General features: G+C 60.9%; 17 protein-coding genes. 10 read left to right on the forward strand and 7 right to left on the reverse strand.

From position 1 onward, the window contains the following. Positions 1-344: 344 nt before the first annotated feature. Positions 345-2,870, forward strand: coding sequence for a hypothetical protein (locus tag JFU58_RS09630; protein WP_201140398.1), 2,526 nt, complete (start codon positions 345-347; stop codon positions 2,868-2,870). Positions 2,871-3,302: 432 nt separating this feature from the next. On the opposite strand, the gene JFU58_RS09635 is transcribed toward JFU58_RS09630, so the two are convergent. Continuing rightward, on the reverse strand, positions 3,303-4,784 hold the full coding sequence (locus JFU58_RS09635; RefSeq protein WP_201140400.1) for a sensor histidine kinase: 1,482 nt from the start codon (positions 4,782-4,784) through the stop codon (positions 3,303-3,305). Further along, complete coding sequence (locus JFU58_RS09640) at positions 4,781-5,491, reverse strand: response regulator transcription factor (protein ID WP_093209852.1); 711 nt, start codon at positions 5,489-5,491, stop codon at positions 4,781-4,783. The genes JFU58_RS09635 and JFU58_RS09640 overlap by 4 nt, the downstream gene beginning before the upstream one ends. A gap of 298 nt (positions 5,492-5,789) precedes the next feature. On the opposite strand from JFU58_RS09640, the gene msrB reads away from it, so the two are divergent. From msrB to msrA, 3 genes are all read left to right on the forward strand, one after another. Continuing rightward, a complete protein-coding gene (msrB, locus tag JFU58_RS09645; RefSeq protein ID WP_093209854.1) occupies positions 5,790-6,302 on the forward strand; it encodes a peptide-methionine (R)-S-oxide reductase MsrB in 513 nt (170 codons plus the stop codon). Between the two features lie 29 nt (positions 6,303-6,331). Further along, positions 6,332-8,089 (forward strand): cytochrome c biogenesis protein DipZ, encoded by a 1,758-nt coding sequence (locus tag JFU58_RS09650; RefSeq protein ID WP_201140402.1) that lies wholly within the window; start codon positions 6,332-6,334, stop codon positions 8,087-8,089. A 145-nt stretch (positions 8,090-8,234) separates the two neighbouring features. Beyond that, entirely contained in the window at positions 8,235-8,930 is a 696-nt protein-coding gene (gene msrA / locus JFU58_RS09655) for a peptide-methionine (S)-S-oxide reductase MsrA (RefSeq protein ID WP_093209859.1), read from the forward strand. Between the two features lie 4 nt (positions 8,931-8,934). Here the strand turns inward: msrA and JFU58_RS09660 are convergent, their stop codons facing one another. From JFU58_RS09660 to JFU58_RS09670, 3 genes are all read right to left on the reverse strand, one after another. Continuing rightward, positions 8,935-9,366 (reverse strand): nuclear transport factor 2 family protein, encoded by a 432-nt coding sequence (locus JFU58_RS09660; RefSeq protein WP_063030306.1) that lies wholly within the window; start codon positions 9,364-9,366, stop codon positions 8,935-8,937. A gap of 212 nt (positions 9,367-9,578) precedes the next feature. Next, on the reverse strand, positions 9,579-10,529 hold the full coding sequence (locus JFU58_RS09665) for an alpha-E domain-containing protein (RefSeq protein ID WP_076013496.1): 951 nt from the start codon (positions 10,527-10,529) through the stop codon (positions 9,579-9,581). A 2-nt stretch (positions 10,530-10,531) separates the two neighbouring features. Beyond that, positions 10,532-11,941, reverse strand: coding sequence for a circularly permuted type 2 ATP-grasp protein (locus JFU58_RS09670; RefSeq protein WP_063030304.1), 1,410 nt, complete (start codon positions 11,939-11,941; stop codon positions 10,532-10,534). A 399-nt stretch (positions 11,942-12,340) separates the two neighbouring features. On the opposite strand from JFU58_RS09670, the gene JFU58_RS09675 reads away from it, so the two are divergent. From JFU58_RS09675 to JFU58_RS09685, 3 genes are all read left to right on the forward strand, one after another. After that, positions 12,341-12,886, forward strand: a complete 546-nt coding sequence (locus JFU58_RS09675; protein WP_063030302.1) for a hypothetical protein — start codon at positions 12,341-12,343, stop codon at positions 12,884-12,886. A 72-nt stretch (positions 12,887-12,958) separates the two neighbouring features. Next, a complete protein-coding gene (locus JFU58_RS09680) occupies positions 12,959-13,171 on the forward strand; it encodes a hypothetical protein (RefSeq protein ID WP_063030300.1) in 213 nt (70 codons plus the stop codon). 11 nt (positions 13,172-13,182) lie between these two features. Continuing rightward, a complete protein-coding gene (locus JFU58_RS09685) occupies positions 13,183-13,323 on the forward strand; it encodes a hypothetical protein (protein WP_167410157.1) in 141 nt (46 codons plus the stop codon). Positions 13,324-13,326: 3 nt separating this feature from the next. Here JFU58_RS09685 and JFU58_RS09690 read toward each other — a convergent pair whose 3' ends face one another. Together JFU58_RS09690 and JFU58_RS09695 are read right to left on the reverse strand one after the other, a co-directional pair. Next, entirely contained in the window at positions 13,327-14,673 is a 1,347-nt protein-coding gene (locus JFU58_RS09690) for a cation:proton antiporter (protein ID WP_063030298.1), read from the reverse strand. A 57-nt stretch (positions 14,674-14,730) separates the two neighbouring features. Beyond that, positions 14,731-15,657, reverse strand: coding sequence for a LysR family transcriptional regulator (locus tag JFU58_RS09695; RefSeq protein ID WP_201140404.1), 927 nt, complete (start codon positions 15,655-15,657; stop codon positions 14,731-14,733). Positions 15,658-15,769: 112 nt separating this feature from the next. On the opposite strand from JFU58_RS09695, the gene JFU58_RS09700 reads away from it, so the two are divergent. The 3 genes from JFU58_RS09700 to JFU58_RS32585 all read left to right on the forward strand — a co-directional run bounded on the left by JFU58_RS09700 (position 15,770) and on the right by JFU58_RS32585 (position 18,902). Continuing rightward, positions 15,770-16,753 carry an aldo/keto reductase gene (locus JFU58_RS09700; protein ID WP_201140406.1) on the forward strand — a complete coding sequence of 328 codons (984 nt, stop codon included), beginning with the start codon at positions 15,770-15,772 and terminating at the stop codon, positions 16,751-16,753. A 69-nt stretch (positions 16,754-16,822) separates the two neighbouring features. Continuing rightward, a complete protein-coding gene (locus JFU58_RS09705; RefSeq protein WP_201140407.1) occupies positions 16,823-17,614 on the forward strand; it encodes a CDP-diacylglycerol diphosphatase in 792 nt (263 codons plus the stop codon). A gap of 103 nt (positions 17,615-17,717) precedes the next feature. After that, entirely contained in the window at positions 17,718-18,902 is a 1,185-nt protein-coding gene (locus JFU58_RS32585; RefSeq protein WP_242488242.1) for an aminotransferase class I/II-fold pyridoxal phosphate-dependent enzyme, read from the forward strand. The last annotated feature ends 35 nt before the right edge of the window (positions 18,903-18,937 follow it).

Consider the following 18,937-nt stretch of genomic DNA (forward strand, 5'->3'; position numbering starts at 1 on the left):
CCCGGACGCAAACAACCACTCGGGTAACCCGCCGTCATAGCCGGGAACGTTCTGGGTCATGCCGGGAATAACCAGACGCTCAAGGGCCTCGGGCACATTCGACGGGGTGAGCGATGCAGTGTGGCTTTGGCTGGGCACGGTCAATCTCCTGTTCGGACGACGGCGCACCTTGAGCGAAATGGGTGCGCCTTTTGGAGATATCAAATACCCCTGAAATGCGCCTGGCTACTGTCAGAATTCACAGGTAGCGATTAGCCACCTGTGAATTCTGACAGTAGCCACAACGCGTCCATAAGTATTGGATGGGATCAGCGCCCAACGGCGACTCAACGAGGACTTTCATCATGCCCATGCATCGCCCATCCGCCGACCTCCTGCCTACCGTCGACATTCCACTGCTTCAGCCGCCCATTCCCGACGATATCGAGGCCGCCGATGGTGGCATTGGCCTGCGGCATATCGAACACCCGCTGCTGGTGCACATGGCGCGCCCGGAAAATACGCCGCCCGGCACGGTGTTCGAGCTGTACTGGGGCGACCCGCGGTGGCCGGTCGCGGGCAACTTTATCCGCGAGGACGATGAGGACCTGACGCGCATCCCGTTCATCGTACCCGTGGACCACATCCTCGAGGCGTGGGCCGATCCGGTGTATGCCAAAGTCATTCGCAGCAGCGGCAATAGCGACGAAACCGAACGCCTGCGGCTACGGGTCAACCTGCAGCGTCCTGGTGGGCGTGATCCCGATGACGAAACGCCGGGGCATCAGCGCCTGGTCTACGAACTGCCTCCGGATGTGCTGATCGATGGCGTCGACGACACCCGCGCCGCGCAGGGCGTCGAGATCGTGTTTCGGCATTGGGAAAACATGGCGCCTTATGACCTGCTGATTCTGGTTTGGGGTTCCGAGCGAATCGAACACCGGGTCCAGCCTGACGAGGTGAACACCGACATCCGCCTCACTGTCGACTACGCAAACATCGGCGCCGCCGGTAACGGCGAAGCGATTCCCGTGGGCTTCCAGGTGGAGGGAGCGACCGGTAATTATCCGGATGAATGGGCGCGCTGGTCGCCGATAACCTGGGTGGACGTGTACCTCGATACGGAGCGCCCAGAGGCCCCTTGGCTGACGTTCCCCGAGACTGAGCGGGACATCGAACTGGAGCAATTGGGTGGCCAGGCGGTAAGGGTGGGTGCGCGTGTCAGCAGCGCGGACGCCCGTGCGTATTCGGTCATCACGCTGGTGTGGGCGGGTACCGACAATGAGGGCGTTGCAGTGCCGCATCTGGAGAGTCAAAACCTGTCCGGAGGCAAGGCCTATTACTTCAATATCGAGCATGCTCTGGTGGCTGCACTGGCCAAGGGGACGGTGTACGCTTATTACCTGCTCCAGGGCGACGGATTGCCGGATAAACGCTCATACAACCGCCACCTGAGGATTCTGGGTGATGTAGTCAAATGGCCTGCTCCGACCATCGATCAACTGATCGGTGATTACCTTGAACCAGACCTGCCTGAGGCCACGGTGAGGTTTCCTGCCCAGGCGAGTTGGCCTGACGGCGCATTTCTGGACGTGATGGTGGTTGCGGAGGGGGTAGGGAGTCCCATTGTGCGTAGGATAGGCGCGCCGGTTGGCAACATCCCGATCACGCCCGAAGGCGAGATGCTCGTTATGGTACCTGACAGCATACTCAAGCATTTCAACGGTTACCCCACCGAGGTGTATTACGTTCTATCCCGCCAGGGGGCATTGCCTCAGGAGTCCTTGCGCTTAAAAGTCCATGTGGGCGAGCCGGTGCGGGAGCTGCCCGAACCCATTGTCGAAAAAGCGTACGACGGGGTTTTGAACCCGGATGATATTACGGAGTATGCCTGGGTGATTGCCCCGTTTACCGGCACATTGCAGGGTGACTGGATCACTTTGTACTGGATAGGTCCTGGCGCCAGTACCAGTGTCAGGGTTCAAGTGGGCGTAGACGGAGCCACCACTGAGCACAGCATTTTGATTGACTACATCACGGCCAATCTGGACGAACAGGTCAAGGTCTTTTACACCCTGGAACGTAGCCAGCAACGGCCCCGTTATTCCCATATCGCCACCGTGGAAATTCGCCAGGGCCTGGGCGAGTTGCCACCGCCGGGCTTGAGCCGAGCGACTATCACAGGCCCCGGTACTGCCACACTTGCGCCACTGGATGTACAGACCGGCACGACCTTGGTGGTGAGCTATGTCGGCATGCGCGACGGTGATTCGATTCAGGTCACCATGCAAGGTACTGCCGGTGCTGGTTCGCCGGTGATCCCCAGCAAACCGGGTAATGAGGCCACCAACCGAGTCGAGTTTGATGTTTCCAAGGCAGCTATTGCTGCGAACATCGGCAGATCCAGCACCTCAGTCCTATTCACTTACACGGTGGCGCGTAACGGAAAAAGCGAGCCGTCGCTGCCGCTGACGGTGACGGTGACCTCTATTCCAATGGGTAACTTGCCGACTCCCCGAATTAACAATGTCGCAAGCGGTGGAGTACTGGATGTTCCCAACTTGCCATCAACCGCCAAGCTCACCATTGCCCAATGGCCGTTTCAGTATACAAATATGAAAATCTGGCTGACGTATCGCTGTACGGGCGCCACACCCAGCTCGAATGTGATATGGGCCGGAGCAGCGCATGCCTCGACTAACGGGTTGGAATACGCCGCACCTTTGGCGTGGCTGGCGACGTGTCCAAGTAGGGGCACCGTTACCGTTGAGTTTAAAGTCGGATATATCCCGAATGCTACGGAGGCTCAGGCAGTCAGTTTTCCGATGACCACTACACTATTAAGGATTTTGTTTATCTTGAAGATAGTAACTTCAATAACCGCAATATAGGTGACTGGCTAGTGGTGGGGCACAGCAGCTGGGAATTCAGGGGCACAGCAGGGGCGTACTATTGGTATGGCGCCAGCGGATCTAATACGGCGATGTCGCTATATAAGCGTGTTCCGGCCAGCCTGATCCCCTCTGGTGGCACTTATGAGTTGACTTTTGATTATATGACTTCCTCCAGCAACAATTGGGCCGGAGCGTCTTGGACCAGTAACCTTTTTGATCAAACAAACCCATTTCCAGCATCCTCGTCCTGGAAAAGAGGCAGTTTGATATTTAGGCCTGTCTATACCGTTTCTCCAAACAGGGATTTCGTCAGAGTCGAAATTTGGATGAATGCCGGTTCTGGGTATTGGATGGCAGTGGATAATGTGAAAATCCGCAAATTATGAGTGTGCGCAGGTGCGGCGAGATAAGATTTTGTATCTCATGAAGTTATTTCGTCGCACACTTACTTTCAGCACTGCCCAAGAAGAGAGAAAACCTAAACGTCGCCCCACGCCCAGCCACCTCCACTAACCGAATCTCACACCCATGCAACTGCAATATCCGATGCACAATCCTCAACCCCAACCCGCCATCCCGTCGTGCACCACCAATCGTAAACGCCCGCAGGAATAACCCTTCCCGCAGTTCGGCATCAATCCCCGGCCCACTGTCACTGACGGTCACTTCCACCCGATCCCCCTTGGGCGCAAGCGTGACCTGAATATCCCCGTTCACCGGTGTATGCCGCAGCGCGTTATCCAGCAGGTTGGTCAGCACCCGTTCAATCAATCCCAGGTCCGCAAACACCGTTGGCACCTGCGGTGGCAGGGTGGCGCTCAAGACGATGCCGCGCGCCTCGGCGGTCAGTTCGAATTTCTGAAAGATGTCCTGCACCAAATCCGGCAGGGAAAAGCCCTCGATCACCGGCTGCACAAAACCATGTTCCAACCGCACCAGCTCCAGCAGCGATTGCGCCAAACCACCGACCTTGCGGCTCTGGTCCAGTGCAATACCCAGGTAACGCCGACGGTCTTTAGGGCTCAGGCTGGTGTCTTTCAGCGACAGGGTTTCCAGGTAGCCATGCAGCGAAGCCAGCGGCGTGCGCAGGTCGTGGGAGATGTTGGCGACCATTTCGCGACGTTCCTGGTCCTGGTGGGTGAGGGCGCGCCATTGCTCGCCCAGGCGGTTTTCCATCTGGTTGAAGGCTTGGTCGAGCACGGCGATTTCGTCCTGGCTCGACGGGGCAGTGGCCACGGGCTGCTGGACTTTCGGCGCACCGTTGATATCGAACTGGCCGACTTTCTCGGTCAGCAGGCGCAGGGGCCGGGTGATCCAGGCGAAGGCGGTCAAGCCGGCCAGCAGACACAGGAGCGCTACCAGGGCGATGGACCACAGCGCGATATTCAGAGCCACGCTGGTGGCGTCCTGGGCATCGAACAGGTCATGGGCCTCGCCCAGCAGCACCACGTACAGGTAGCCGGTTTGCTGGCCATTGACCTTGAGCGGCGCGGCGCTGAAAACCTTGAGCCCGTCGACGCTGCGCGGGTCATCGCCCACGATCGGCAACCGGGCGCCGCTGAGGAATCGGCGAATCGGCTCCAGGTTCACCTGGTCACGGCGCAAGTGCCCGCTGGGCGCGGCATTGCCCACCACCCGGCCATTGATGTCCAGCAGGTACACCTCGACACTCGGGTTCACCAGCATCAACTGGCTGAACAGGTTGCGCACCGCATCGGGCTTGAGGCCGTCGGCGTCCATCAACTGGGTGTCGCGGGCGATGTGTGCCGCGAGGTCGCGGGACAGGCCTTGCACCACCTCCAGTTCATGCATGTGGTTGGAGCGCACTTGCAACCAGGCCGAAGTGCCGCTGCAAATCAGCAGCAACAGCGCAAACACCAACGACAGGCGCTGGGTAAGGGTCAGCCTCATGACGATTGCTCGGCAAATTTGTAGCCACGGCCCCACACCGTGAGGATGCGCGCCGGGTTGGCCGGGTCGGTCTCGACCTTGGCCCGCAGGCGGTTGATATGGGTGTTGACCGTGTGTTCGTAGCCCTCGTGACTGTAGCCCCACACGGCGTTGAGCAGGTCCATGCGCGAGAAGACTTTGCCCGGCTGGCGTGCGAAGAAATACAGCAGGTCGAACTCCCGTGGCGTGAGGTCCAGGCGCTGGCTTTGCAGGGTGGCTTCGCGGGTCAGCGGGTTGATGAACAACTGGCCGAGGTCGAGGCTGCCGGCGTCCATCTTGAGGTTGCGGGCCATGGCATCTACCCGGCGCAGCAAGGCTTTGACCCGTGCCACCAGCTCGGGCATCGAGAACGGCTTGGACAGGTAGTCGTCGGCCCCCAGCTCCAGGCCGAGGATGCGGTGCAATTCACTGGAGCGGGCGCTGGTGATGATGATCGGCGTGTAGCGCGTCATGGCTCGGGCGCGGCGGCAGATTTCCAGGCCGTCGACGCCGGGCAGCATCAGGTCGAGGATCAACGCATCCCAGCCGCCTTGTTCCAGCAGTTGCACGGCCTCGTTACCGTCGGCGCTGTGCACCACCTCGAACTGCTCGTCCCGCAGGTGCAGGCAGATCAAATCGGCAATGTGCGCATCGTCCTCGACCACCAGGACACGTTTGGGCTGATCCATTGGCAAAACCTTTTCTCGTGATTCGCGCATTGTGCGGGTTTTGCAACAGTGTAGTTATCACGAATTGTTTAACTCTGCGTGAGGATTCCGCGACCAGACCGGGCCTAACCTTGACTCATCGCAATGGCATAAGTACGCAACCCCATTGTGGCGAGGGAGCTTGCTCCCGCTGGGGCGCGAAGCGGCCCTGAAAGATGGGCCTGCTGCGCAGGCCAGCGGGAGCAAGCTCCCTCGCCACAGTTTATTTGTCAGCCATAGGGGGTTCGACAGCCATCAGCACTTGTGTGAGGAGAAAGTCATGTATACGCGTCGTCAAATGCTGCTGGCCGGTGGCGGCCTTGGGCTTGCGGTAATCGCCGGTGGCCTGCTGCAAAAAATCAATGCCGGGCCCGCCCTGATTGCCGAAGCCGAAGCCGCCGAACATTTCGAAGTCAGTCACACCGACGCCGAATGGCGCACCCTGCTGACCGCCGAGCAATACGCGATCCTGCGGGAGCAGGGCACCGAACGCCCCTACAGCAGCGCCCTCAACAGCGAGCATCGCAACGGCACTTTCGCCTGCGCCGGTTGCGCATTGCCGCTGTATGCCTCTGCCACCAAATTTGAAAGCCACACCGGCTGGCCGAGTTTCTGGCAACCCCTGGAAAACGCTGTGGCCAGCCACGTCGACACTTCCTTCGGTGTGGAACGCAAGGAAATCCATTGCCGGCGCTGCGGCGGTCATCAGGGCCATGTGTTCGATGACGGCCCGGCTCCCACCGGCCTGCGCTACTGCATGAACGGCGCAGCCATGACGTTCACCGCGGCTTAATTCGATGTCTTCTTATAAGGGAATACCCCATGTGGCTTTTGGTTCTCGCGTATCTGGGCGGCGTGCTGACGATTGTCAGCCCGTGCATCCTGCCGGTTCTGCCTTTTGTCTTCGCTCGCACCGGGCAGCCGTTTTTGCGCAGTGGCTTGCCGCTGCTGCTGGGGATGGCGATGACGTTCGCCCTGGTCGCCTCGCTCGCGGCGGTGGGCGGCGGTTGGGTGGTGCAAGTCAATCAGTACGGTCGCTGGCTCGCGTTGCTGTTTGTTGCGCTATTCGGGCTGACCTTGCTCCTGCCCAGTCTGTCCGAACGCCTGACCCGGCCACTGGTGGCGGCGGGCAGTCGCCTGTCGGAAGCCGCCGGGGCCGATTCGCGGCCCCGGCCGGGCGCTTCATTCCTGATCGGCGTGGCCACCGGGCTGCTGTGGGCTCCGTGCGCCGGGCCTATCCTGGGGTTGGTGCTGACGGGCGCCGCGCTGCAAGGCGCCAGTATCGGCACTACCTTGCTCTTGCTGGCCTACGCGGCAGGCGCTGCCACCTCCCTGGCCTTGGCGTTGCTGGTCGGCGGTAAAGTCTTTGGCTTCATGAAGCGTTCCCTGGGCGCCGGTGAATGGCTGCGCCGTGGCCTGGGTGCATTGATGCTGGCGGGTGTGGCGGCAATTGCCCTGGGCCTGGACACCGGCATCCTGGCACGCTTGTCGACGGCCTCGACCGGTGGCCTGGAACAAAGTCTGGTGGAAAAACTCAGCGCCAAGCATGAACAGAAGAGCGGGGCGATGATGGCCGGCGGCGCGATGATGGCTGCCAACCACAGCGACACGTTGCCGGTGGAAGGCCAGTTGCCGGCGCTGGACGGCGCTGTGCAATGGCTCAACTCCGAACCCCTGACCGCCGAGGCGTTGAAGGGCAAGGTGGTGTTGGTGGATTTCTGGACCTACTCCTGCATCAACTGCCTGCGCACCTTGCCGTACGTGAAGGCCTGGGCCGAGAAGTACCGCGACCAGGGCCTGGTGGTGATCGGTGTGCACGCTCCGGAATTCGCCTTCGAGCGCGACGTGAACAACGTTACCAAGGCCATGAAGGACTTGGGCATCACCTACCCGGTGGCCATCGATAACAACTACAAGATCTGGCGCGCGTTCAATAACCAGTACTGGCCGGCGCATTACTTCGCCGACGCCAAGGGCCAGATTCGCTATCACCACTTTGGCGAGGGTGACTACGCCGAGTCCGAACGGGTGATCCAGCAACTGCTGCGTGAGGCGGGCGCTACCAAGGTGGCGGGCGGCTTGATCGAAGCGGACGCCAAGGGCATCCAGGCCGCACCGGACATGAACGAAGTGCAGTCGCCGGAAACCTACCTGGGCTTCCAGCGTGCCGAGAATTTTGTCTCCACGGGCACGTTGGCTACCGACAAGGTCGCCAACTACCCGGTAGCCGGCAATCTCGCGCTGAATAACTGGACCCTGGAAGGCCAATGGAACGTGGGCGGCCAGCAAGCCACCCTCGCGGCGGCCCACGGCAAGATCGTCTACCGCTTCCATGCCCGTGACCTGCATCTGGTGCTGGGGCCTGGCGCCGACGGCAAGCCGGTGCGCTTCAAAGTGACTATTGACGGCCAGGCGCCGGGGGATGCCCACGGCACCGACGTTGCTCCGGATGGCAGTGGCACGGTGACTGAGCAGCGCTTGTACCAGCTTGTTCGCCAGCCGGGCGCGGTCAAGGACCGGACCTTCACCATCGAGTTTCTAGACCCGCAAGTGGCGGCCTACGCCTTTACCTTCGGCTAACCCATAGCGAAATTTTGCAGGGTTAACCCGATCAATGTGGGAGCTGGCTTGCCTGGGATAGCGGTAGTGAATTCAACATCGCTATCGCAGGCAAGCCAGCTCCCACCGTTGACCGCGTTTATTCTGATGTTTCGGAGTGACTGAGATGAAACTGTTTAAGTACTTACCCGCCCTGGCGTTCGCCGCCTTTGTCGGCCACAGCTCGGCGTTCTCTTTCGGCCCGTCCGACGACGCGGTGGTGATTGCGCCGCCGGCCATGGACCTGCCGGCAGACTCGAACAACCTGCAAACCGCCGTGTTCGCTGGCGGCTGCTTTTGGGGCGTGCAGGGCGTGTTCCAGCATGTGCTAGGGGTGAAAAATGCGGTCTCCGGCTATGACGGCGGCGCGGCCAGCACCGCCCAATACGACAGCGTCAGCGGCGGCGATACCGGCCACGCCGAATCCGTCGCCGTGACCTACGACCCGGGCAAGGTCAGCTACGGCAAACTGCTGCAGATCTACTTCTCGGTGGCCCACAACCCCACGGAACTCAACCGCCAGGGCCCGGACAGCGGCACGCAGTACCGCTCGGCGATCTTTGCCCAGAATGCCGAACAGCAAAAAGTCGCCCAGGCCTACATCGCCCAACTCGACGCCGCCAAGGCCTTCGACAAGCCGATCGTGACCCAAATCGAAATGGGCAAGGCCTTCTACCCGGCGGAGTCCTATCACCAGGACTTCCTGACGGAAAACCCGTCCTATCCGTACATCGTGATCAACGACCTGCCGAAGGTGGCCCAGCTGAAAAAACTGTTCCCTGAGCAGTACCGCGCAGAACCGGTGCTGGTGAAAAACCAGTAGACATTCAGCCCTTGGCTTTCGCCAGGTAAGGCGCCAGGCGCCGGCCCATTTCCTCACCCAGGGCTTGCAGCCCGCTCAAGGGGCGGATCATCACTTCAAACTCGATGATCTGCCCTTGTTCGTTAAAGCGAATCAGGTCGATGCCCTTGAGCTGCTTGTCACCCACGCGTGCGCTGAATTCCAGCACCACGCTTTGACCATCGGCGGTGGCCAGCTCACGGTGGTAGGTGAAGTCTTCAAAGACGTTGAACACGGTGTTGAGGATCATCGACACCACGGGCGCGCCGGGGTAGGGCGTGTGGGCCATGGGCGAGCGGAAGACTGCGTCGGGGGCCAGCAATTCGGGGAGGGCCTTGAGGTCACCGGCAACGAGCATGGCGTGCCAGCGCTTGAGGCTGTGGGCGGCCTCGGGAGATAGGTTCAGTTGTTCGGACATGGTGGGCACCTGTTCTTATGATGGGCGGGGCGTTGCACCCCACCAACATAAGAGCGGCACCAGGGCCGGATCAATGATCCAAATTGACAGTTACATGATTGAGCCGCACATCACAGCCGTCACGATCGTTCCTGCGCTCTGCGTCCGCTTTTGAAGGCGTGACGCGGAGCGTCAACGGATTCATTCCCACGCGGAGCGTGGGAACGATCACATCAGACGACTTCAAGGTAGGAGCTATGAATCGCCCGCGCCAACTCCCGCACGGTATCGATAAATTCCGTCAGCCGGCTGTGGAGTCCGTCTTCCAGAATTTCATCAATCCCGGTATACCGCAGCCGCGCCTCAAACTCCGCCGCCAAACGCTGGGCCGTACGCCCATAGCTCCCCGGCAGGTCCGCGAGGATATGGCTCAACTCTTCAATACACGCATGCAACGAGCGTGGTACATCGCTGCGCAACAGCAACAATTCCGACACCGACCGCGCGTTCAACGCATTCGGGTACAGCTCGGTATACGCCTCGAACGACGACAATGCCCGCAGCAGCGCACTCCATTGGTAATACCCGCGTGCCGAAAGGTCGCTGACTTCCTCGGACTCTTCCCCAAACATCTCATACCGCGCGTCCAGCAACCGCAAGGTGTTATCCGCCCGCTCGACAAAGGTGCCCAGCCGGATAAACCGATACGCGTCGTTGCGCATGATTGTCCCGGATGTTGCCCCGCGGAACAGGTGCGAACGCTGCTTCACCCAGTCGCAAAAATGGCTGATGCCGTGGCGGGCCAAGCCGCCGGCCGCAATGCTGCGCATCTCCAGCCAGGTGGCATTGAGGTTTTCCCACATGTCGGCGGTGATCCGCCCACGTACCGCGTGGGCGTTACCCCGCGCAGCCCGCAGGCAGTTGTAGATGCTCGCCGGGTTTTCCTCGTCGAGGGCGAAGAAATGCAACATGCGCTCGGCGTCCAACTGCTTATGGCGCTCGAGGTAGCTTTCCAGGGTGCCGCTGCTGAGCAGCGACATGGCCAGCTCGTCGAGCCCGTCACTGCGCCCGGCCTGGGGCATCAACGACAGCGAATAACTGACTTCGAGCATGCGTGCCAGGTTCTCGGCACGCTCCAGGTAACGGGACATCCAATACAGATCTGCGGCGGTTCTACTCAGCATATTCAGCCCTCCACCACCCAGGTGTCCTTGGTTCCGCCGCCTTGCGACGAGTTGACGATCAATGAGCCTTCGCGCAGTGCCACGCGGGTCAAGCCTCCGGGCACCAGGCGGGTTTCCTTGCCCGAGAGCACGAAGGGCCGCAGGTCGATATGTCGTGGCGCGATGCCGTTTTCGACAAAGGTCGGGCAGGTGGACAAGCTCAGGGTCGGTTGGGCGATGTAGGCGTGGGGTCGGGCCTTGATGCGTTGCCGGAAGTCTTCGATCTCGGCGGCGGTAGAAGCGGGGCCCACCAGCATGCCGTAACCGCCGGAGCCCTGGGTTTCCTTGACCACCAGTTCCGGCAGGTGGGCGAGCACGTGGGACAGTTCATCCGGTTTGCGGCACTGGAAGGTCGGCACGTTTTGCAGGATCGGCTCTTCATCCAGGTAGAAGCGAATCATTTCCGGCACATAGGGGTAGATCGACTTGTCATCCGCCACGCCGGTGCCGATGGCATTCGCCAGCACCACATTGCCCGCGCAGTAGGCCGCAACCAGGCCGGGCACGCCGAGCATCGAGTCGGGGTTGAAGGCTTGCGGGTCGAGGAACGCGTCGTCGATACGGCGGTAGATCACATCAACGGCCTTCGGGCCATCGGTGGTGCGCATGAATACCTTGAGGTCGTGCACGAACAGGTCCGCGCCTTCCACCAGCTCCACGCCCATTTCCCGGGCCAGGAACGCATGTTCAAAAAACGCGCTGTTAAAGCGGCCCGGCGTCAGCACTACCACGTTGGGGTTGTCCAGGCGGCTGGAGCTTTTCAGGGTCTTGAGCAGCAGGTTGGGGTAGTGGTCCACCGGGGCGATGCGTTGCTTGGCGAACACCTCCGGGAACAGGCGCATCATCATCTTGCGGTCTTCGAGCATGTAGCTCACGCCGCTGGGAGTGCGCAGGTTGTCTTCGAGCACGTAGTAGGTGCCGTCGCCATCGCGCACCAGGTCGACCCCGGAGATGTGCGAGTAGATATCGCGGTGCAGGTCGAGGCCAACCATGGCTTTCTGGTAACCCTCGTTTCCGAGGACTTGCTCGGCGGGGATGATCCCGGCCTTGATGATGCGCTGGTCGTGGTAGATGTCGGCGAGGAACATGTTCAGCGCATTCACCCGCTGGATACAGCCGCGTTCGATGACGCTCCACTCACTGGCAGGGATGCTGCGGGGAATGATATCGAAGGGGATCAGGCGCTCGGTGTCCTGCTCGTCGCCATACAGGGTGAAGGTGATCCCGGCGCGGTGAAACAGCAGATCGGCTTCACGGCGGCGCTGGGCCAGCAGTTCTGGCGGCGTATTGGCCAGCCAGCGGGAGAATTCCTGATAGTGCGCACGGCAAACGCCTTGTGCGTCATTCATTTCATCAAAGAAAGATCGAGCCATTCCAATTACCTTGTCAGTGCCGGGACTAACTGCGCTTTGGCACTGCCGCTTTAGAAAACGCATTTTTTTATGAGCCCGTGGCTGATGGTGCCAGCAGGCCTGGTCCTTACTTTCTTTTGGGGTGGGCTCTGGGTCGAGAGGTAACGATTGCTCCTGTATCCGGGCAGATGAATGGATAAAGCAATGCCTGTGCCGAAACCCCTGTAGGAGCGAGCTTGCTCGCGAAAAACCTGAGAACACCCCGTTCAGTCAGGATGCCAGCGGTATCGTTGATGCCCTTCGCGAGCAAGCTCGCTCCTACAGGGGGCGGGGCGTGCTCCAAATTGGCGCATTAACAAACTTGAACTTCGCGCCGGCCTGATTCTTCTAAAGGGTCTCAGTCCAGCACGGAGCACGGATGTGCCCAGAATCATTTCACCCGACACCCCGGAATCGAGCCTGACCGACCACAGCGAACACAACGCGAAGATTTTCGGCTCACCCAAGGATCGTCTCGATTTCTACCGGCGCGAGATCCAGTACGAAACCAGCATCCTGGCCAACCGTACTGACGCCTACCTCACGGCGCAGTCGTTCCTGGTGATCGCCTTCGTTTCCGGCATGGGCAACCTCAATCCGGAATGGGGCAAGCTGTTCACCCTGGTGGTGCCGGTATTCCTGGCCCTGCTGGGCATCCTCAGTTCCCTCAACGCCTGGCCGGGCATTCGGGCGGCCTACGACATCATCGATCACTGGCACTACAAGCAGAGCGAACTGCTGCGCAGCGAGCCGGTGATGGGCATGGCCTATGATGAGTCGCCGCTGTTTTCCGAGATGGAGTCGTCCCACAAGGGCTATCGCAAGTCGCTGTTGTTCTCGATGCGCGCGCCGTGGCTGTTCATGGTGTTCTGGGTAATCCTGGGGGCCTATGCGTTCTATATCCAGGTGGACAATCCCGGCTCATAAGCAATTGGAACTTCACCCACCCGCACAGGACCTTACCTTTACGCAGTCTGCGTTTTCCAACAGAGGTGAGCCATGAGCACAGACAACGACCCGCAAACCAGCAACCGCAACGATCCTGCCATCGACCGCGGCGAACCGGCGCCAGGCACCGCGGCCGACGCACCGAAAGACCCGAAGCCTGCCAGCGACCCAACGGCCAAGGAAAACGACTACAGTCCTGACTTCAAGCCCGAGCGCGAGCCCAAGCCTGAAACCGATGCCGATATCGATACCCAAGGCGGTTAGAGGAGACGGTCATGTCAGTTGAAATTGATGAAGACGATGAACTCAATGACCCGGGCAACGAAGACCCGGGTTCATTGATGGATGATGCCGAAGTACCGCTTAACGACCTGGATGATGCCGCCGACGTCGGCAATATCGAAAACCAGGAGTAGACGTCATTGTTGTGCCTGGGCACGTCGTTCATACCACACCAGCATCGGCTGCGTGCTGAGACCATGAACGACGATGCTCAGGGCAATGACTGACAGCGTCAGGTTCACCGCCACCGCGCTACTGGTTCCCACCAGCCCGTGGTTGATGGCGTAGAACAGGTAGTAGATGCTGCCGATCCCGCGAATCCCGAACCAGCCCACCAATCCGCGCTGATGGCCATTGAGCAAGGTGCCCCAGGGTATCGACAGCACGCTGAGGGGCCGGATCACGCAAAACAGCAACGCGCCCACCGCCAGTGCCCGCCAGTCCCAATGGCTGACCAGTACCACCCCCAGCAGGGTCACTAGAAACACTTCCATCGAACGCTCCACCAGGCCGCCGAAGGCGAGCATATCGCCCATCATCACCCCAGCGGCGATCTGCGTGTCTTGCAGTTGCCCGACGTCTCCATGCAACGCATGCTCCGGCTCCACTTCCATGTGGCCAACCACGGGCTGGGCGAGATGCTCGGCGGGGGTTTGTGAATTGCCGGTGGACTTGAACTCGGCCTGGCGCAGCCCGAGGCCGGCGGCGAATACCGACAGAAACCCATAGCCGCCGATGGCTTCCGCCACCACGTAGGCCAGGGCGATCAGGGCCAGCGTCAGGTAATCATTGGGTGACAGTGTGCTGTCGGCATTGGTAATGCGCATTTTCAGGGTGATACGACCGATGCCCCGGCCCATCCAGTACCCCACAAGCAGCCCGGCAGGTACGGCCCAGAGCAGGTTTTTCAGGACCCAGCCGCCCAGCCAGTCACCGTCGAAGCCGCCGTGCTGCATGAAGATCAGCGCAAAGATCACGAAAGGGAAGGCCGTACCGTCGTTCAGTCCGGCCTCGCCCGAGAGGCCGAAACGCAGCGAGTCATAGTCCTGAGCGTTATTCACCTGGACCAGGCCCGCGAGCACTGGGTCGGTGGGCGCCAGAATCGCCCCCACCAACAGCGAAACGCCCCACGACAACCCCAGCAGCCAATGCAGCGCCAGGCATGTGCCGAGGATGGTCAAGAGCATCACGGGCCCGGCCATCCCAAACGCAATGCGCCAGGTTCGGTGCTTGAGGGGCAGGCGCAATTTCAGCCCGCTGACAAACAGCGAAAACAGCACCGCGACTTCCGTCAGGTGTTCCATCCAACGGGCAGAGCCCTTGATGTCCAGGTGCAGCAGGTCCATGCCCAACGGGCCGATGCAGATACCCAGTAGCAGGCAAACAGCCGAGGTAGTGACCGGCATCCAGCGCAGGTAGGAGGAGGTGAGGGCCAGGATGAGCAACACTGCGCCGAGTACGGCCATCCATAAAATAAAAGTCATCGAGCATGCACCAGGCCGTGGTCTATCCCGGTTTGAGGACCACGGCCTGGAACAGGTTCAATGTGATTCCAGCCACGGCGAGCTGGTGGTTTTCAGACGGATCATGTCGATCAGTTGCCGCAACCCCGGCTGCGACTGCCGGCGGCTCGGGTAGTACATGCACAGCGGCGCGCCGATGCAGACCCAGTCGGGCAACACCTGCACCAGACGGCCGTCTGCCAGTTCCGACAGCACGCGATTCTCCAGGCAATAGGCGATGCCCACGCCTTGCAGCGCTGCGTCGACGATGGTTTGTGTGTCGGCCGCACTGAAGTGGCCAGGCACGTCGAGACGCTGCTGGCGGGGGCCGTTGCCCAGCTCCCATTTGTAGGTGGTCTTGTCGCCCAGGTACATGCGCACGCAAGAGTGCGCGAGCAAGTCCTTGGGTACCGAAGGCGTTCCGGTCTGCTTGAGATACGCGGGGGAAGCGACCATGATCCAGCGCAGCTCGCCCGTCAGCGGTACGGCGACCATGTCCTGGGGCACCGTGGCGCCATAGCGGATACCCGCGTCGTAGCCTTCGGCGACGATGTCGAGCATGCGGTCATCAATCATCACGTCCAGGCGCAATTGCGGGTAAGCGCGGGTGAACTCACCCAGGATGGGCGAGACAAGCAACACCGCCGCATCCCGTGGCACGTTCAGGCGCAGCCGGCCGATCGGCGCCTCGCGGTACAGTTCAAGGGTATCGAGGCCGTCCTGAATCGTCGCAAAGCCGGCACTGAGTTTTTCCGCGAGCACCACGCCCGCATCGGTGGGCTCCACCGCACGACTGGTGCGGTAGAGCAACTTGACCCCCAGGCGGGTTTCCAGGTTGCGCATGGTGTGGCTCAAGGCCGAAGTGGTGACGCCCAGTTCATGAGCGGCATGCCGGAAACTGCGGCGGCGGATGATCGCCATGAACACATTCAGGTCGGCCAATTCGGAACGGTTGAACGCAGCCATATCAAGCACCTTTTGTGGGGTTTGGGTTGCACGCGCCGTTGAGCCCGATTCAACCTCGGATGATCTAGAGTAATCGTTTTTTTACTGATTGTTTCTGGCGGAGGCTTTTTTCATGAGTATCGAAACCATCAAGATCCCGGGCATCGACAAGGCCGTTTCGCGGATTGCCCTGGGCACCTGGTCCATGGGCGGCTCGATGTGGGGCGGTGCCGACAATGAGGTCTCGATCAAGACCATTCGCCACGCGCTGGACAGCGGCATCAACTTTATCGACAGCGCGCCGGTGTACGGCCTCGGGCTGTCTGAAGAACTCATCGGCCGCGCCCTGCACGGTGTGCGCCACAACGCCGTGATCGCCACCAAGGCCGGGCTGCAATGGGACGATGGCACCGTGCGCCGCAACGCCACGGCCCAGCGCATCCGCAAGGAAATCGAAGACTCGCTGCTGCGCCTGGAAACCGACTACATCGACCTCTACCAGATTCACTGGCCAGACCCGCTGGTGGCCCAGGAAGAGACCGCCTGCGAGCTGGAAAAACTGCGCCGTGAGGGCAAGATCCTGGCCGTGGGCGTGAGCAACTATTCGCCCGCGCAAATGGATGACTTCCGTCAGTACACCCACCTGGACACGGTGCAGCCACCCTACAACCTGTTCGAGCGGGCGATCGACAGCGACATCCTGCCGTATGCCAAGCAAAACGCCTTGGTGGTGTTGGCCTACGGTTCGCTGTGCCGGGGCCTGCTGACCGGCAGCATGCACGCCGCCACGCGCTTTACCGGTGACGATGTGCGCAAGCTCGACCCGAAATTCAAGGCGCCACGCTTTGAGCAATACCTGGCGGCGGTGGCGGCATTGGACGTGTACGCCCGCGAATGCCACGGTAAGTCTGTGCTGGCCCTGGCATTACGCTGGGTGCTGGACCAGGGCCCGACGATTGCGCTGTGGGGCGCCCGTCGCCCGGAGCAACTGAAAGGCATCGAGGACGCATTCGGCTGGCAGCTGAGCGCCGACGACCTGCAACATATCGACCGTATTCTCGCCAGCACGATAAAAGATCCGGTAGGGCCGGAATTCATGGCCCCTGCTCAGCGTTAACCTTTGCGACAGGGATGTCTGCGGTTGCAAAACAACAGAAGACATCCCTTTGGCGTTGAGGTTTTTGGCATGAAGCGCGGTACCGTATTCAAGACTGTCGGTGGTTTGTTGTGTGTGGTGGCATTGGCGGGCGCCTGGAAGTGGCGGGGCAATCCCGATGCGCTGTGGCAGATCGTCAGCCGCCAATGCGTGCCTGATCAGAACCAGCACCACAATCCCAGCCCGTGCCTCAAGGTCGACCCGGCGAAAGGCTTTGCACTGCTCAAGGACCTCAACGGCCCGTATCAGGATTTGCTGATCCCTACCGATAAAATCACCGGCATCGAAGACATCGCGCTGACCCGGAACCTGCTGCCCCATTACTTCGCCCAGGCCTGGAAAAACCACGATGTACTCTCCGCCGGCCTGCAAACACCGATTGCCGACCGCTTTGTGTCGCTGGCGATCAACTCGCGTTATGGCCGCTCGCAAAACCAGCTGCACATCCATATCGCCTGCCTGCGGCCCGACGTGTTCAACGCCCTTAACGAACGCGCCGCGACCCTCAACGAGCAATGGCAAACCCTTCCGGTAAAACTGCTGGGGCACACCTATAGCGCCCGCACCATGTCGGCAGCGGACTTCGACCTGCGCGACCCGCTGGCGATCTTGAATGAGTACGCGCAGGCCCGGGGTGACGCCATGGCCAGCTACAGTTTGCTGCTGACACCGGGTGCGAACGGCAACTTCGTGCTGCTGACCACGCGGTTGACGCTCAAGGAGTGGAACCTGGCGTCTGCCGAAGAACTGCAAGACCATCAGTGCAACCTGATGGGCAAACCACCACAACGACCTGTTTTAGCTGTTAACGACATCCGGTGAAATTTGCCGTTGAACGAGTGTTCAGTTTCAATTATGTTGGCTGCACCCCCTGCCTGGTAACAGGCGGGCTTGCGCTTTTTCTGATTGAACGAGAGGCACTGGCATGCGGTTTTCACCCTTTGTTGAGCGAATTGCAGGGCAGGGCGTAGCCGCCTGGGACATTCACCACGCCGCCTTCCAGGCCAGCAGCAAAGGCGAAGACATCATCATCCTGAGTGTCGGCGATCCGGATTTCGCCACCCCCTCGTTCATCACCGACGCCGCCGTCGACGCCCTGCGCCAGGGCGACACCCACTACACCGAAATCCCCGGCCGCCCGGCACTACGCGACGCCATCGCCGCCCGCTACAGCCAATCCCTGGATCGCCCGCTGAACGCGGAAAACGTCATCACCGTGGCCGGCGCGCAGAACGCTTTGTTCGTCACTTCGCTGTGCCTGTTACAGGCCGGTGATGAAGTGATCGTCCTCGACCCGATGTACGTCACCTACGAAGCCACGCTCAAGGCCAGCGGCGCGACGCTGGTGCGAGTGCCGTGTTCGGCCGATTCGGGTTTTCGCCTCGACCCGGCACTGCTGGCCGCCGCCATCACGCCTCGTACTCGGGCGATCTTCTTCTCCAACCCCAACAATCCCACCGGTGTTGTGCTCAATCCCCAGGAGCTGCAAGCGATTGCCGACCTGGCAATCGAGCATGAATTGTGGGTGGTGGTGGACGAGGTCTACGAAAGCCTGGTGTTCGATGGCGAGTACCATAGCCTGGCGGCGCTGCCGGGCATGGCCGAACGTTGCATCGTGATTGGCAGCCTGTCCAAATCCCACGCCATGACCGGCTGGCGCATCGGTTGGATCATGGCTGAACCTGCCATGGTCGCCCACGCTGAAACCCTGGTATTGAGCATGCTCTACGGCTTGCCAGGGTTTGTGATGGAAGCCGCGACGGCTGCCGTACTGGCCCACGACGAAGTCACTCAAGGCATGCGTGAAACTTACCGTCGCCGCCGAGACCTGTTGGTGGCGGGCCTCAGCGGTTGCCCGGGCATCCACGTACGCGCTCCGCAAGCCGGCATGTTTGTGCTGGTGGATGTGCGGGACACCGGCCTCAGCTCCCTGGATTTCGCCTGGCGCCTGTTCCGCGAAGCGGGGTATCCGTGCTGGATGCTGCGGCGTTCGGCGAGCCGGCCCAGGGCTTTGTGCGGCTGTCGTTCACCCTGGGTGAAACCCGGCTGGCGGAAGCCTGTGAACGCATCAGCCGCTTCGTCGCCAAGCTCGCTGCTGAACCACCCATAGCGCCTGCGGCGAAAATCATCAGCGTGCAGCCGGTT

The sequence above is a fragment of the Pseudomonas sp. TH34 genome, from assembly GCF_016650865.1.
Lineage (GTDB): Bacteria > Pseudomonadota > Gammaproteobacteria > Pseudomonadales > Pseudomonadaceae > Aquipseudomonas > Aquipseudomonas yamanorum.